This window comes from Phenylobacterium sp. J367 (assembly GCF_024699985.1).
Classification (GTDB): Bacteria; Pseudomonadota; Alphaproteobacteria; order Caulobacterales; family Caulobacteraceae; genus Phenylobacterium.
In genome coordinates, this window is sequence record NZ_JAJONA010000001.1 from 3,405,322 (window position 1) to 3,421,078 (window position 15,757).

11 protein-coding genes and 3 pseudogenes are annotated in these 15,757 nt (G+C 70.2%); 10 read left to right on the forward strand and 4 right to left on the reverse strand.

Features of this window, described 5'->3' with window-relative positions:
* Positions 1–13: 13 nt before the first annotated feature.
* Positions 14–850 (reverse strand): uracil-DNA glycosylase, encoded by an 837-nt coding sequence (locus LRS04_RS18205; RefSeq protein WP_257817545.1) that lies wholly within the window; start codon positions 848–850, stop codon positions 14–16.
* A gap of 33 nt (positions 851–883) precedes the next feature.
* Entirely contained in the window at positions 884–2,086 is a 1,203-nt protein-coding gene (locus tag LRS04_RS18210) for a cation:proton antiporter (RefSeq protein ID WP_257817546.1), read from the reverse strand.
* A 157-nt stretch (positions 2,087–2,243) separates the two neighbouring features.
* Here LRS04_RS18210 and LRS04_RS18215 point away from each other — a divergent pair, with 157 nt between their 5' ends.
* The 4 genes and pseudogenes from LRS04_RS18215 (at position 2,244) to LRS04_RS18230 (ending at position 8,091) form a co-directional block, all read left to right on the forward strand.
* A complete protein-coding gene (locus LRS04_RS18215) occupies positions 2,244–3,605 on the forward strand; it encodes a sialate O-acetylesterase (RefSeq protein WP_257817547.1) in 1,362 nt (453 codons plus the stop codon).
* 157 nt (positions 3,606–3,762) lie between these two features.
* Positions 3,763–5,437, forward strand: a pseudogene (locus tag LRS04_RS18220) (electron transfer flavoprotein-ubiquinone oxidoreductase).
* Positions 5,438–5,528: 91 nt separating this feature from the next.
* Positions 5,529–7,205: a tetratricopeptide repeat protein gene (locus LRS04_RS18225; RefSeq protein ID WP_257817548.1), complete on the forward strand. Its 1,677-nt coding sequence runs from the start codon at positions 5,529–5,531 to the stop codon at positions 7,203–7,205.
* A 3-nt stretch (positions 7,206–7,208) separates the two neighbouring features.
* Positions 7,209–8,091 (forward strand): annotated as a pseudogene (locus tag LRS04_RS18230) (4-(cytidine 5'-diphospho)-2-C-methyl-D-erythritol kinase).
* Positions 8,092–8,159: 68 nt separating this feature from the next.
* Here LRS04_RS18230 and LRS04_RS18235 read toward each other — a convergent pair.
* Together LRS04_RS18235 and LRS04_RS18240 are read right to left on the reverse strand one after the other, a co-directional pair.
* On the reverse strand, positions 8,160–9,707 hold the full coding sequence (locus LRS04_RS18235) for an ammonium transporter (RefSeq protein ID WP_374576602.1): 1,548 nt from the start codon (positions 9,705–9,707) through the stop codon (positions 8,160–8,162).
* 29 nt (positions 9,708–9,736) lie between these two features.
* The gene (locus LRS04_RS18240; RefSeq protein WP_257817550.1) at positions 9,737–10,075 is read right to left on the reverse strand and encodes a P-II family nitrogen regulator; all 339 of its coding nucleotides are present in this window, start codon (positions 10,073–10,075) and stop codon (positions 9,737–9,739) included.
* A gap of 379 nt (positions 10,076–10,454) precedes the next feature.
* On the opposite strand from LRS04_RS18240, the gene LRS04_RS18245 reads away from it, so the two are divergent.
* The 6 genes and pseudogenes from LRS04_RS18245 to glyS all read left to right on the forward strand — a co-directional run bounded on the left by LRS04_RS18245 (position 10,455) and on the right by glyS (position 15,729).
* Positions 10,455–11,228: a fasciclin domain-containing protein gene (locus LRS04_RS18245; RefSeq protein ID WP_257817551.1), complete on the forward strand. Its 774-nt coding sequence runs from the start codon at positions 10,455–10,457 to the stop codon at positions 11,226–11,228.
* 54 nt (positions 11,229–11,282) lie between these two features.
* A complete protein-coding gene (locus LRS04_RS18250; RefSeq protein WP_257817552.1) occupies positions 11,283–11,681 on the forward strand; it encodes a hypothetical protein in 399 nt (132 codons plus the stop codon).
* A gap of 136 nt (positions 11,682–11,817) precedes the next feature.
* Positions 11,818–12,243: a hypothetical protein gene (locus tag LRS04_RS18255; RefSeq protein WP_257817553.1), complete on the forward strand. Its 426-nt coding sequence runs from the start codon at positions 11,818–11,820 to the stop codon at positions 12,241–12,243.
* 88 nt (positions 12,244–12,331) lie between these two features.
* Positions 12,332–13,216: a glycine--tRNA ligase subunit alpha gene (locus tag LRS04_RS18260; RefSeq protein ID WP_257817554.1), complete on the forward strand. Its 885-nt coding sequence runs from the start codon at positions 12,332–12,334 to the stop codon at positions 13,214–13,216.
* Positions 13,216–13,719: a DUF2314 domain-containing protein gene (locus tag LRS04_RS18265; RefSeq protein WP_257817555.1), complete on the forward strand. Its 504-nt coding sequence runs from the start codon at positions 13,216–13,218 to the stop codon at positions 13,717–13,719. The genes LRS04_RS18260 and LRS04_RS18265 overlap by 1 nt, the downstream gene beginning before the upstream one ends.
* A pseudogene (glyS, locus tag LRS04_RS18270) lies at positions 13,719–15,729 on the forward strand (glycine--tRNA ligase subunit beta). The gene LRS04_RS18265 and the pseudogene glyS overlap by 1 nt, the downstream one beginning before the upstream one ends.
* Positions 15,730–15,757: the final 28 nt, after the last annotated feature.

Sequence of the window (15,757 nt, forward strand, 5' to 3'; positions counted from 1 at the left end):
GCTGTTTAGCGGGCTATTCGGGCCGTTCGGGACGGTCCAGGCGCTCAGTCAGCGTCAGGAGATCGGCCCAGGCGCGCTTCTTGGCGGCCGGCTGGCGCAGCAGGAAGGCCGGGTGCAGGGTCGGCATGGCCGGCAGCTCCAGCGACCCGTCGGCCGAGCGCCATTCGATCCAGCGGCCGCGCAGTGAAAGGATGCCTTCGTCGCGCTTCAGCATGGACTTGGCCGACGCCCCGCCGACCAGCAGCAGCATCCGCGGCTTCACGAGCTGGACGGCCCGCTCGACGAAGGGAGCGCAGATCGTCTGCTCGGCCGGCGTGGGCGTCCGATTGCCGGGCGGCCGCCAGAAGACCGTGTTGGTGATGAACACACGGCCGGTCAGGCCGGCGGCGCCGAGCATCCGGTCGAGGAGCTGGCCCGCCCGGCCGACGAACGGTGCGCCCTGGCGGTCCTCGTCGGCGCCGGGGCCTTCACCGATGACCATGACTGGGGCGTCCGGCGCGCCGCGGGCGAAGACCGCCTGCGTGGCGGCGCCCTCGCTGCTGAGCGGACAGCCCTCGAAGTCGGCGATCAGCGCGGCGAGCTGGTCCAGGGTCTCGGCCTGGGCGGCGAGCGCCTGGGCCTGGGCGACGGCGCCCGAGACGTCGGGCTGGCCGGCGCCGGCGATCGGGCGGATCGGGGAAACGGTGGCCGTGGGCGCCGGCCGCGTCGGGGCGGGCGGCGGCACGAACTTGCCGGCCTCGATCCGGTCGACGGCCTCGTCGAGCAGCATGGCGTCGACGCCCGCCTCGGCCCAGAAGGCGAGCAGGCTCTCGGCGTAGAGGCGGGAAGCGGGATCGGCCGCGGGGGGCATGGGTCCAGTTCTGCGGCGCCGTCCGGCGTTTGGCTAGGCCTCTGCCGGCTTCGCTCTCTCCGCCTTGCCGGCAAACCGGTCGGCGAGCTTGAAGACGAAGGGGTTCAGCACGATCGACAGCAGGGCGGCAGCGAGGATCAGGTCGTGGGTGCCACGGCTGAGGACGTCCAGCTTCAGGCCGACGCCGGCCAGGATGAACGAGAACTCGCCGATCTGGGCGAGGCTGGCGGCGATCACCAGGCTGGATTTGCGCTCGAGCTTGAAGACGGTCGTAATCGCCAGGGCGGCCGCCGTCTTGCCGAGGATGATGATGGCCAGGATGGCGGCCACCGGCCCCGGCTGTTCGATCAGCACCTTCGGGTCGAACAGCATCCCCACCGAGACGAAGAACAGCACCGCGAAGGCGTCGCGCAGCGGCAGGGAGCGCTCGGCGGCGTTGTGGCCGAGCGGGGTGCCGTTCAGCACCACCCCAGCGATGAAGGCCCCGAGCGCGAAGGAAGCCCCGAACACCGCATAGGCCAGGTAGGCGATGCCCAGCGCGATGGCCAGGACGCCCAGGGTGAACAGTTCCCGCGAACGGGTGTGGGCGATGCGCACAAGGATCCAGGGCAGGATCCGTGCGCCGGCGATGAGCATGAACACGATGAAGATCGCGACGCTGAGCAGGGTGCCGCCGATCTTGAGCGCGATCTGGCCGACGTCGGGCGTGGCGCCCGCGGCGGCCAGCAGGGGCACGAGAACGAGGCCGATGACCATCACCAGGTCCTCGACGATCAGCCAACCCACCGCGATGGCCCCCGTCTCGGTCTTGACCGCCTTCCGCTCCTCGAGGGCGCGCAGCAGCACCACGGTGGAGGCGACGGAGAGCGCGAAGCCCATGAGGGCGGCCTCCGCGTCGCCCAGGCCCATTAGGCGGCCGACGCCCCAGCCGAGCGCAGTGGCGACGGTGATCTGAACCAGCGCGCCGGGCAGCGCGATCTTTCGGACCTTCATCAGATCCGGCAGCGAGAAGTGCAGGCCGACCCCGAACATCAGCAGGATGACGCCGATTTCGGCGAGCTGACTTGCGAGGCCGGCGTCGGCCACCCAGCCCGGGGTGAAGGGGCCGACGATCACGCCCGCCAGGAGATAGCCCACAAGGGGCGAAAGCTTGAACCGCAGGGCCAGCATTCCGAGGACGAAGGCCAGCACGAAGCCGCCCACGAGCATGAGGATAAGGCTGTCGTCGTGCGGCATCGGATCTCCGGGTTCGGGGGCCCCCCGACGTGAGGGGCCTCGGCCGCGGCGTCAACCCCATGAAGCCCCGAAAGCGCCGCCCTGGGAACCAAAGGCCGCGCTTTGGCTTCTCGCGACCGGGACAAGCGCCGGCGCCGAGCCGGGGGAGCGATTTTCTATGGCCTTCGTCGTCTTCGCTGGGCAGTCGAACACCGGCGGCTACGGCCAGAGCGCATCCACCCTGCCGCAGGCCTGGACGCCCGATTCGAACATCAAGATCTGGGACGCCAGCCAGAAGGCGTGGGCGACCTACAATCCCGGCGTGAACTCCGGCTATGCGGGCTATCCCTCAGGCTGGGGCCCCGAGATGGCTTTCGCCCTGGCGTTCCGGCAGGCGAACCCGGGCGAGACGCTGTACATCGTCAAGCACGCCGAGGGCGGCACTGGCCTGGCGGTGGATTCGGCGCAATGGGCCTACGACTGGTCGCCGACGAGCGACGCGGAGCTGTTCGACCGCGTGACGGCGATGATCCGCGACGCCAGCCAATCCCTGGGCGGCGCGAAGCCCGAGGCGCTCTTCTGGGGCCAGGGCGAGGAGGACGCCAATTCGTCTGGCGACGCCCAGGCCTATGGCCAGAACCTGCAGGCCTTCCTGGCGGCGGCCCGCGCCGAGTGGCTGGGCGACCCCAGCGGCAAGGTCGCCTTCTTCCAGATCGCCGGCTACGCGCCGTTCCTGGGCGACGTGCGGCAGGGGCAGGCCACGGTCGACGCCGAGGATCCGAATGCGTGGTCGTTCGACCCCTCCGCCTTCCCGATGCAGAATGACAGCGTCCACTACGCCGCCGAGGGCTACCGGCGGCTGGGCGAGGAGTTCTACCGCCTCTACGACGCCTGGCAGGGCGGCGGATCGGTGGGCGGCGGCCAGCAGCTCAACGGCACGGCGGCCGCGGACACCCTGATCGGCGGCGCGGGCGACGACAGCATCGCCGGCGCGGCGGGTCTCGACTACCTGCGTGGCGGAGAGGGGAACGACCGGATCTCCGGCGGCGACGACTTCGACGACGTGCACGGCAACCAGGGCAATGACACGCTCTCGGGCGGCCTGGGCGACGACTGGGTGGTCGGCGGCAAGGATCAGGACCGGCTGTTCGGCGACGAGGGCGACGACATCGTCTATGGCAACCTCGGCGACGACTACTGCGACGGCGGCGCGGGGGCCGACCTGGTGCGCGGCGGGCAGGGGAACGACATCGTCATCGGCGGGGCCGGGGACGACTGGCTCTCCGGCGATCGCGGCGACGACACCGTGACCGGCGGTTCGGGCGCGGACGTCTTCCACAGCTTCGGCGACGCCGGGCTCGACCGGATCATGGACTTCAGCCGCGCCGAGGGCGACCGCATCCAGCTAGACCCCGGCACGACCTGGCAGGTCAGCCAGCAGGGCGCGGACACCGTCATTTCGCTCAGCGGCGGCGGTCAGGTGGTCCTGGTCGGCGTCGATTCGGCCTCGCTCACCGGCGACTGGATCTTCACCTTCTGAGCTGCGGCCCGCGCGCTACAGCGCCGGCAGATCGGTGACCGAGCGATCACTTCGCGGCCGCTTGCCGCTTGACCGGCGCGCGGTCACGTCCCGATAAGACCCCCGACGTATCAATGCCGTGCGGGAATTTGCGGCCGCGCGCGAGGGGAGCGGGATCATGAGCGAAGGCGTCGCCAATGCTGGCGTTGAACGCGAGGCCATGGAGTACGACGTTGTCATCGTCGGCGCCGGTCCTTCGGGCCTGGCCGCTGCGATCCGGCTGAAGCAGCTCGACCCTGAGCTCACCGTCGCGGTCATCGAAAAGGGCGCCGAGGTCGGCGCGCACATCCTTTCCGGCGCGGTGATCGATCCGAAGGCCCTCAACGAACTGCTTCCGAACTGGAAGGAGCTGGGCGCGCCGCTCGAGACTCCGGTGACCAAGGACGTCTTCTCGATCCTCGGACCGCAGGGGGAACCTGGATCTCCCGATCTGGGCCATGCCGTCCTTCATGGACAACCACGGCAACTACATCGCCAGCCTCGGCAACGTCTGCCGCTGGCTCGCGGGACAGGCCGAGGGCCTGGGCGTCGAGATCTATCCGGGCATGGCCGCCTCCGAGCCGGTGTTCGACGGCGATGCGATGGTCGGCGTGGTGGTCGGCGAGTTCGGTCGCGACAAGGACGGCAGGCCCGGCCCCAACTACGAGCCCGGGATGGAGCTGCGCGGCAAGTACGTCTTCATCGGCGAAGGCGTGCGCGGGTCGCTGGCCAAGGTGCTGCGCAAGAAGTACGGCCTCGGGAAGGACGCCAATCCCGAGAAGTTCGGCATCGGCATCAAGGAGCTGTGGCAGGTCCCAGACGAGGTGTTCCAGCCGGGCCTGGTCATCCACACCCTGGGATGGCCGCTCGACCCGAAGACCGAGGGCGGCAGCTTCATGTACCACTTCGGCGACAACTACATCGCCGTCGGCTACGTGGTGCACCTCAACTACAAGAACCCCTGGCTCTCGCCGTTCGACGAGTTCCAGCGCTGGAAGCACCACCCCGAGGTGGCCAAGCACCTGGCCGGGGGCAAGCGGATCGCCTACGGCGCCCGGGCGCTCAGCGAGGGCGGCCTGCAATCGGTGCCGAAGCTCTACTTCCCGGGCGGCGTGCTGCTGGGCGATTCCGCGGGCCTGGTGAACCTGCCGAGGATCAAGGGCAGCCATAACGCCATGAAGAGCGGCATGCTGGCCGCGGAAGCCGCCCACGCCGCCATCAAGGGCGGCCGTGCGGGCGATGAACTCGTCGAGTACGAGGAAGCCTTCCGGACGTCCTGGGTCCGCAAGGAGCTGCACACGGTCCGCAACTTCAAGCCGATCCTGGGGATCTTCGGCCCGCTGGTCGGCGGCGCGGTGGGCATGTTCGACCTGTGGACCACGCACCTGCTCGGCGGCTTCTCGTTCTTCGGCACCCTGAAGCACAAGAAGAGCGACGCCGAATCGACGGGCCTGGCGAAGGACTACCAGCCGATCGTCTATCCGAAGCCGGACGGCGTGCTGTCGTTCGACAAACTCTCCAGCGTCTTCCTGTCGTCGACGAACCACGACGAGAACCAGCCGGCGCACCTCAAGCTGCGCGATCCGAGCGTGCCGATCGCGGTGAACCTGCCGAAGCACGGCGAGCCCGCGCGCCTCTACTGCCCGGCGGGCGTCTATGAGGTGCTCTACGACGAGAAGGGCGACAATCCGAAGTTCCAGATCAACTTCCAGAACTGCGTCCACTGCAAGACGTGCGACATCAAGGACCCGTCCCAGAACATCGACTGGACCACGCCCCAGGGCGGCGACGGGCCGAACTATCCGAACATGTGATCCCCGGGAGGCCGCCCAGGCGGCCTCTCTTTCTTCGAGCTGCGCGGTCCTGCGCCTTGCGGCGGACGCGATTAGCGCCGAAGTTCCGGGCATGCGCCGCTTCCTGCTTGCCGCCGCCGCCCCGCTCGTCCTGCTCAGCGCCTGCGCCAGCGATCCCGCCGGCCGCCGTGCGCCCGAAACCTACAGCCTGTCGCCCTACGGCATGTTCCTGGCCGGCCAGGCCGCGCTGAACGACGGCCGCAGCGACGACGCCGCCCGGTTCTTCGCCCAGGCCAACGCCCATGCCGACACCGACGTCGTGGTGGGCGAGCGGGCGTTCACCGCCGCGGTCCTGGCCGGGGACATCGAGAAGGCGGTGCAGATCGCGCCGACCGGACCGCAGGTCTCGGAGGCGACCAACCGGCTCGCGCGCCTGACTGAGGCGGTGGAGCACCTGGCTGACGGCAAGGGCAAGCCGGCCCGGGAGCTGCTCACCGGCGACGACATCAGCTTCCCGCACCGCGGCGTGGCGGCCCTTCTGGCCCCCTGGGCGGCGGCGATGGCCGGCGACACGGAAGGCTCGCTGGTCCGCCCGCAGGTTCGGGGCGACCGGATCGTCGACTACTTCGGCCAGCTCGGCCGGGCGAGCCTCTTCGAGCGCGCCCGTCGCTACGACGAGGCGGAAACCGACTTCAAGGCCGCCGCTTCCACCGCCAGCAGCGAGATGGCGATCCTGGCCTATGGCGGATTCCTGGAGCGCCGGAACCGGCGCCCGGACGCCATCGTCCTCTACGACACCCTGCTGGCCCAGGAGCCGATGAGCCTGCCTGTGGCGGCCGCGCGGGCGCGCGCCGCGGCCGGCAAGGCCGCCCCGCCGGCGCTGACGCTCCGCCAGGGCGCGGCCCAGGCTATGCTGGCGCCCGCCGCCACCATGCTGCAGGCCAAGCAGACCCAGCTTTCCCTCGTCTATCTTCGGCTGGCGCTGCGCCTCGATCCCGACCGCGACCAGGCCTGGGTGATGGTCGGCGACATCATGCAGACGACCGGCGACAGCGTCGCCGCCCGCGCGGCCTATGCCAAGCCGAAGCCCGGCTCGCCGGAATATGCGGGGGCCCAGGCGAAGCTCGCCTGGACCTATCAGTCGGACAAGGACCCGGAGAGCGCGCTTCGCCTCGCCCGGGCGGCCGCCGCCTCGGGCGACGTGGACGCCCGCATGACTCTGGCCGATCTGCTGCGCGCCAACGAGCACTATGGCGAAGCCGTGGAAGTGCTCGGCGGCTTGATCCAGGGCTCCAAGACGCCCGACTGGCGGCTGTACTACTCGCGCGGCGTGGCCTTCGAGCGCCTGGGCCGCTGGCCCGAGGCCGAGACCGACCTGCAGGCGGCGCTCAAGCTCCGGCCCGACGAGCCCGAGCTGCTCAACTACCTGGGCTACACCTGGATCGACCGCGGTGAGCGCCTGCCGGAGGCGATGGCCATGGTCGAGAAGGCCGTCGCCGCCAACCCGCGCTCCGGCGCGATGATCGACAGCCTGGGGTGGGCCCACTACCGGATGGGCGACTTCAAGAAGGCCGTCGAGAGGCTTGAGCAGGCCGTCGAACTGGAAGCGGGCGATCCCGAGATCAACAACCACCTCGGCGACGCCTACTGGATGGTGGGGCGCAAGGACGAGGCGGTCTTTCAGTGGCGGCGGGTGCTGACCCTCGATCCGGACGCCAGGATCAAGGCAGACGTGGAGGCCAAGCTCGCCTCCGGCCTCGGGCCCAAGCGCCAGATCGCCGGGCAGTAGGTCGTGGCGCGGACCGCGCTGGCGCCGGCCAAGGTCAACCTCTACCTGCACGTCGGCGCGCCGGGCGACGACGGCTATCACCCGCTCTCCAGCCTGATGGCCTTCGCCGACTTCGGCGACCGGCTGAGCGTGCAGGCCGCCGACGCGCTCGACCTCAAGGTCACCGGCCCGTTCGCCGGCGCGCTGGAGGGAGCTCCGGACAACCTGGTGACCCGGGCCGCCGCGGCCCTGCTCGGCGCGGCGAGGCGGCCGGTGTCGCCCTTCGCGCTGACCCTCGAGAAACGCCTGCCGGTGGCGGCCGGGCTCGGCGGGGGATCGAGCGATGCGGGCGCGGCGCTCAGGCTGCTGCGGGACGACCCGGCGCTCGCGGTGGACGACGCACGGCTGGAGGCCCTGGCGGCGAGCCTGGGCGCGGACGGCGCGGCCTGCCTCTGGGGGGCGCCCGGTGGTGGCCGAGGGGCGGGGAGAGCGACTGTCGGCCGCGCCGGGGTTCGCCCCGGTCGACGCCGTGCTGGTCAATCCGGGCGTGCCGGTCTCGACGCCGGAGGTCTATCGGACGTTCGACGCCCTGGGCCGGTTCGGCGACGTCGCCCCGCCGCCGGCGCCGGACAGTTTCGAGAGTCCTGCCGAGCTCGCGGCCTGGCTTTCAATGCAGCGCAACGACCTGGAGCCGGCGGCCATCGCGGTCGCGCCGGAGGTGGGCGCCGTGCTGGAGACCCTGGCCGGCGAGCCCGAAGCCCTGCTGGCCCGGGTCTCGGGTTCGGGCGGCACCTGCTTCGCGCTCTGCGGCTCCGACATCGAGGCCGAGGGCCTGGCGGAGCGGATCGAGGCCATCGCCCCGCACTGGTGGGTGAAGCGGGTCCGCCTCGGCGGCCCCTGGGACTGACTGGCATACTCCGAAACGAAAACGGGGGCCCCGAAGGACCCCCGTTCCCGTCAGCCGAGGCTCCCCCCTCAGCTGTGGTAGGCGCGCTCGCCGTGCTCGACGATGTCGAGGCCTTCTTCCTCAGTGTCCGCGGAGACCTTGAGGCCGATCGTGTACTTGATGATCGTGAAGACGATGGCGCTGGCGACGCCGGACCAGGCGACGGCCACCAGAACGGCCTTCAGCTGGGTGATGAACTGGGCGCCCATGGTGTAGGTGGCCAGGGCGTCGCAGGTGGAGATGTCGCCGTCCGCCGCGCAGGTCGTGTAGTCCACGATCCCGGCGCCGCCGAGGCTGGCCGAGACCAGGATGCCGGTGCCCAGCGCGCCGACTATGCCGCCGATGGCGTGGATGCCGAAGGCGTCCAGGCTGTCGTCGTACTTCAGGGCGTTCTTCACGACCGAGCAGAAGAACACGCAGATCGGCGAGACGATCAGGCCGAGCACCAGGGCGCCCACCGGACCGGCGAAGCCGGCGGCCGGGGTGACGGCCACGAGGCCGGCGATCAGGCCCGACGCCATGCCGAGCATCGAGGCCTTCTTGCGCGTCACCCACTCGGTGACGGCCCAGGAGAAGCCCGCCGCGGCGGTGGCGATGAAGGTGTTGACCAGGGCGAGCGCGGCGTAGCCGTTGGCTTCCAGGTTGGAGCCGGCGTTGAAGCCGAACCAGCCGACCCATAGCAGGCCCGCGCCGACCAGGGTGAGCGTCAGCGAGTGCGGCTGCATCGGCTCGGAGCGGTAGCCCTTGCGCGGTCCCAGGATCAGGGCGCCCACCAGGGCGGCGACGCCGGCGTTGATGTGCACCACGGTGCCGCCCGCGAAATCGAGCGCGCCCCAGCCCCAGAGCAGGCCGGACTTCACCGGCGCGGTCGGATCGCCGGCGATGGCGTCCGGACCCGGCCACCACCAGACCATGTGGGCCATCGGGTAGTAGGAGAGCAGCGGCCACAGGACGGCGAACACCACACAGGCGGCGAACTTCATCCGTTCAGCCACGCCGCCGAGCACCAGGCAGGCGGTGATGGCGGCGAAGGTCATCTGGAAGCCGATGAAAGCCAGCTCCGGGATATAGATGCCCGTGGAGAACGTGGCCGCGTTGGAGGCTGGGGTCACGTCCTTGAGGAACAGCCGTCCGCCGCCGCCGACGAAGGTGTCGAGCGCGCCGCCGTCGGTGAAGGCCAGGCTGTAGCCGTAGAGCACCCAGGCCATCATGCCGATGACCGCGACCGTCGAGGTCTGCATCAGCATCGACAGCATGTTCTTCTGGCGCACCAGGCCGCCGTAGAACAGGGCCAGGCCGGGGACGATCATCAGCAGCACGAGCACCGCCGAAACCATCATCCAGGCGGTGTCGCCCTTGTCCGGCACGGGGGCCGGGGCAGGGGCCTCTTCGGCGGCCGGCGCGGCGGCTTCCGCCGGCGCGGGCGCAGGGGCCGCTTCAGCGGGGGCCGGAGCCGCAGCCTCCGCGGGCGCGGGCGCGGCGGCCTCCTGGGCGAAGGCCGGCGCCGAGAGCGGGCCTCCGATCATCGCGGCGGCGAGGGCGAGCCCCGCGAGCGCCTTGGTCGGAACGAACTTCATTGTCATGGATCCCCTTGTGTCCCTTGCGCTCAGATCGCCGCGGAGCCGGTTTCGCCGGTCCGGATCCGGACGGCCTCGGCCACGTCGAGCACGAAGATCTTGCCGTCACCGATCTTGCCGGTGGCGGCGGCGGCCTTGATGGCCTCCACGGCCTTGGGCGCGGCGGCGTCGTCGACGACCGCCTCGAGCTTCACCTTCGGCAGGAAGTTCACTTGGTACTCCGCGCCCCGGTAGATCTCGGTCTGCCCCTTCTGCCGGCCGTAGCCTTTGACTTCCGAGACCGTCAGGCCCTCGACGCCGGCGGCGACCAGCGCTTCGCGCACGTCGTCCAGCTTGAAGGGTTTGACGATCGCCATGATGAGTTTCATCCGCTCGCTCCCGCGCGACCCTTGGGCTGGGCCGACCCGTCCTTGCATTGCTCATAGGACCGCCGCGGACGTTCCCCATCCCCAAGCGCGGCGGTCGGCAGACGCTAGACATGCGTGGGCGGACCAAGCGCCGCCGGCGGGCCGTCGCCGCGCAAGAAGGCAGTCGCAGCGCAAAAGCTGGGCGATGCGGACCGAAGTTGCTCAGGAAATGGGCGAAAACGCCCTCGGGACAGTCATTGAGGCGCCGTCCGATCAAGAAGGTTCACGTGAGCGTGATGCCCGCAACCCCTGGCCCGTCCGTGCGTATCGCAATCGACGACCCGAGCCCCGCGGGTGCGTTCCCTTGGGGCTGACCGGAATTCCACAGGAGCCAGAGACCATGCATCGCCTGCTGACCGCCACCGCAGCCGCCGCGCTTGCGGCCGCCTTCGCTACCGGAGCCCAGGCGCAGACGCCGGCCACCGCCAAGACGGAAGCCGAGGCCAAGGCCGCGACCGGCAAGGCGACGACCGATCAGCCGGCCGCCACCCAGGCGCAGGGCGCGGCCAAGGCCGTGCAGCAAGGCGCGGCTCCGGTCGCCGCCGCCCAGGGTGCGGCGCCGTCGACTCCGGTGGCGTCCGGCGCGCAGGTGGCGCCGTCCGGCGACATCATCGAGACCGCCCGCGCGTCGGGACAGTTCACCACCTTCCTGAAGGCGGCGGACGCCACGAACCTCACGGCGCTGATGAAGAACAACAAGAACCTGACGGTCTTCGCGCCGACGGACGCCGCCTTCCAGTCGCTGCCGGCCGGCGAGCTCGCCCGGCTGATGGGCGACAAGGCGGCGCTTCAGAAGCTGATCACCCACCACATCATCAATGCGCCGGTGGATTCCGCGAAGATCTCCGGCGCCAAGGGGCCCGTGCCCTCCGTGGCCCAGGACAGCGTCCTGCTGGACGGCAGCGAGCCCGGCGTCCTGAAGGCCGACGGCGCGACGATCGTGCAAGCCGATGTGCGTGCGTCGAACGGCATCCTGCACGTGGTCGACAAGGTGCTGATCGCCGGCCAGGGCGACGCTGGCCAGGCGGCGGCCGCGACGACGGGGACCGCCACCGGCGCCAGCGCCACCGCGACGCCGGACCCTGCATCGAGCACGACTCCGACCAAGCCGTAGGAACCTTCGCCGGGGGGTTGGGCTTTCTGCGGTCGTCACACGAGGAGTGAAGACATGAAGCTCAACCACCTGCTCACCGCCGCGGCGGCCTGTGCGCTGCTCGGCGGCGCCGCCCACGCCCAATCCAACGCCGCCCAGCCGGGCGAGCGCACCGGCGACTGGAACGGCGCGCACGCGCCGACCGACGGCTCGCTCACCAGCGAACGCGTCCAGCCGTCGCACGGCACGTCGGTCACCACCGTGACCACCACCACGGCCGAGCCTTACGACACCGCGCCGGTCGCCGACGCGGCGGTCGCGCCGGACGCTACCGCGGACGTCTCCGCGACGGCGCCGAGCGTGACGACCACCCTGGTCACCAACGGCCCGGTGCCGGATACGGCGGAAAATCGCGCCAGGTTCGGCGGCCCGATGTCCCTCGCCGGCAAGATGACCGCCGCCCGCGGCAACTAGTCCACGCCGTCGTTCCAGCCGCTTCCGAAGCGGCGACCGGCGCCGTCGTTCGCACGGCGCCGGTCTCGACGCGTGCAAGCGGAACCATCGACCTGCGATTGCGCTTTTCTCCGCACCGAGACCCAGGAGCGCAACCATGACCCTCAGGACCCTGTTCGCCGCGGCTGCCGCCTCGGCGCTCTTCGCCGGCGCGGCCTACGCCCAAGCCCCGGCCCCGACCAGCACCACGACCGCCACCCCCGCCGGCCAGGTGAACACGCCCGCGGACGGCACGGCCCCGCCGTCGGCCCCGGCCGTCGAATCCACGACCACCACGACCACCACGACCACCGGCGCGACGCCGGGCGACACCACGGGCGCGACCGTCAGCACCGACGCCACCGTCAGCGCGACGGCGCCGGCGACCAGCGTCAGCGAGACGGCGATCAACGCCTCGACAGGCGCCTCCGTCACCACCACCCTGACCACCAACGGCCCGGTGCCGGACACCGCCGAGAACCGCGCCAAGTACGGCGGTCCGCTCTCGCGCGCCGGCAAGATGACGAGCGCCCGCGGGAACTGACAGCCAAGCTGTCACCGCGCTTGAAGCCAAGGTCGGCGGGCCCTATGGTCCGCCGACTTTTTTGCGCCTGCGAACAAGCCCCTTTCCGATGCCTGAGAAGCCCCTTTCGTTTCAGGGCCTGATCCTGAAACTCCACGACTATTGGAGCCAGCAGGGCTGCGTGATCCTGCAGCCCTATGACGTCGAGGTCGGCGCGGGCACGCTCTCGCCGATGACGGTCCTGCGCACCCTCGGCCCGAAGCCGTGGAAGGTCGCCTACGTCCAGCCCTCGCGTCGTCCCGCGGACGGCCGATACGGCGAGAACCCGAACCGTCTGCACCAACACCACCAGTATCAGGTGATCCTGAAGCCGAACCCGGAGAACCTGCAGGACCTCTACCTGGGCAGCCTGGAGGCCATCGGGATCGACCCGATGCTGCACGACCTGCGCTTCGTCGAGGACGACTGGGAGAACCCCACCGTCGGCGCCTGGGGCCTCGGCTGGGAGGTCTGGTGCGACGGGATGGAGATCACCCAGTACACCTACTTCCAGCAAGTGGGCGGCCTGGACGTCTTCCCCGTGGCCGGCGAACTGACCTACGGCCTGGAACGGCTCAGCCTCTATCTGCAGGACCAGGACAACGTCTACGACTTGGATTTCAATGGGGAATTCAAGTACGGCGACATCTTCCTGGCCAACGAGCAGCAGTTCTCCGCCTTCGAGCTGGAAGTGGCCGACGTGGAGACCTGCAAGCGCCAGTTCGAGGACATGGAGCGGCAGGTCCCGCGCATCCTCGCGGCGCGCGGCCGCCAGGGTCAGCCCCTGGCCCTGCCGGCCTACGACCACGTGCTGAAGGCCAGCCACCTGTTCAACATCATGGACGCCCGTGGCGCGATCGCCGTCGCCGAGCGCCAGAGCTACATCGGCCGCATCCGCGACCTCACCAAGATGTGCGCCGAGGCCTGGGTCGAGAGCCAGGGCGGGAACGCCTGATGCGTGCGCTCACCATCGGCGCCGCCATGACGCTGCTTGCCGCGTGCGGGCAGGGCGGCGCTGCGCCCGCGGCCGAAGCGATCGTTCAGCCCCCGGCGGAGGATGCCGCTCTTGCCGCGGCCGAGAAGCGGGCCCGCGAGACCCTGCCCGTCTTCTGGAGCAAGTTCGATCAGCAGGCTCCTGGGACGAGTAACTACAGCGTCAAGGTCGCTCTCCAGGCGCCCGGCGGCTACACGGAACACATTTGGGCGCAGCCCCTGACCCACAGCGAGGCCGAGGTGGTGGCCAAGCTGCTCAACGATCCCGTGCGCGTGACCGGTCTTGCGTACGGCTCCGAGGTGCGCGTCCAGCCGAACCAGATTTCGGACTGGGCCTACGGCAAGGACGGAAAATACTACGGCCACTTCACGACACGTGCCTTGACCCAGTACGCCACACCCGAACAGCGGGCCCAGGCTGCTGCGATCCTCGCCGCCGAGCCGCTTGAAACCGAAGTCCGCTGATGCCCCAACTTCTTCTTGAACTGTTCTCCGAAGAGATCCCCGCGCGCATGCAGGCCAACGCCGCGCGCGACCTGGAGCGCCTGGCGCGGGAGAAGCTCGCCGCCGAAGGGCTGCTCCCCGAGGCGCTGAAGACCTTCGCCGGTCCGCGCCGCCTGACCCTGGTGGCCGAGGGGCTGCCCGCCGCCCAGGCCGACCGCCACGAGGAGGTGAAGGGCCCGCGCGCCAACGCCCCCGAGCAGGCGCTGGAAGGCTTCCTGCGCAAGAACGGCCTGACCCGGGACCAGCTCGTCGAGAAGGACGGCGTCTACTTCGCCCACCTTCACCGCAAGGGCCGGCAGACCGCCGAGATCGTCACCGAGATGGTCGAGGCGATCGTCCGCAACTTCCCCTGGCCGAAGTCGATGGTTTCCGGGACCAGCCGGCTGCGCTGGGTGCGGCCGCTGAAGCGCATCCTCTGCGTCTTCGACGGCGAGGTCGTGCCGCTGAACATCGAAGGCATCGTGGCCGGCGACCTGACCGAGGGGCATCGGTTCATGGGCTCGAAGCAGCCGATCCGCGCCCGCGACTTCGACGCCTACCAGGACGGCCTGGTCGGCAACGCGGTCGTGCTCGATCCCGAGGAGCGCAAGGAACGGATCATGGATGCGGCGCGCACGCTCGCGTTCGCCCGCAACTTCGAGCTCGTCGAGGACGAGGGCCTCCTGGAAGAGGTCGCCGGCCTCGCCGAATGGCCGGTTCCGGTGATGGGCGACATGGACCCCGTGTTCCTGGAACTGCCGCCCGAGGTCATCCGCACGTCCATGCGGGTGCACCAGCGCTACTTCGCGGTCCGCGACCCGAAGTCGGGCTTCCTGGTCCCGCACTTCATCACCGTGGCCAACATCCAGGCCAAGGACGGCGGCGAGACCATCGCGCTCGGCAACGCCAAGGTGCTGTCGGCGCGCCTGTCGGACGCCAGGTTCTTCTGGACGGAAGACCAGCGGACGAAGCTCGCCGACCGGCTGGAGAAGCTGAAGGGCGTCACCTTCCACGCCAAGCTCGGCACCATGTACGAGCGGGTCGAGCGGATCGCGGCCCTGGCCGGCGAGCTCGCGCCCTATGTCCGCGACGACGCAGAGACCAAGGCGAAGGCGATCGAGGCCGCCAGGCTCGCCAAGGCCGACCTGACCACCGGAATGGTGGGCGAGTTTCCCGAGCTCCAAGGTCTCATGGGCGGATACTACGCCGACAAGGAGCGCCTCGACCCCGAGATCGCCGACGCCATCCGCCACCACTACCGCCCGCAGGGCCCGAGCGACGATGTGCCGGTCCAGGCCGTGGCCGCCACCGTGGCCCTGGCCGACAAGCTGGACACCCTCATCAGCTTCTTCGGCATCGACGAGAAGCCGACGGGCAGCCGCGATCCGTTCGCGCTCCGCCGCGCGGCCCTGGGCGTTATCCGCATCCTCCTGCAGAACCGCGCCCGGCTGCCGCTGCGCACCTTCTGTTCGCCGGAGCTCATCGCCTTCTTCGCCGACCGCCTGACCGTTCTCCTGCGCGAGCAGGGGCAGCGGCATGATCTCGTCCAGGCGGTGTTCGCCCTGGGCGACGACGATCTCGTGCGGATCGTCTCCCGCGTGAACGCCCTCGACGGCTTCCTGGGCTCCGAGGACGGGAAGAACCTCCTCGCCGGCTACAAGCGTGCCGTGAACATCCTGAAGGCCGAGGAAAAGAAGGGGCCCGCTGCCGAGCGGCGAGCCCGTCGAGATGGCCGGGGCGCCGGACGAGGAGCTCGGCCTGATCGCGCGGGCCGGCCACGTGGAGATCGAGGTCGCCAAGGCGCTGGAGCGCGAGGATTTCGAAGCCGCCATGCGCGAACTCGCCAAGCTGCGCGAGCCGGTGGACGCTTTCTTCGAGAAGGTTTTGGTGAACTCGGACGTCGCTGCGGAACGGGACAACCGGTTGCGGCTTCTGGTGAAGGTTCGCGACGCCATGGGGCGGGTTGCGGACTTCTCACAGGTTACGGGTTGATCCCGGCCCCGGCCGGGACTTTCGGAGG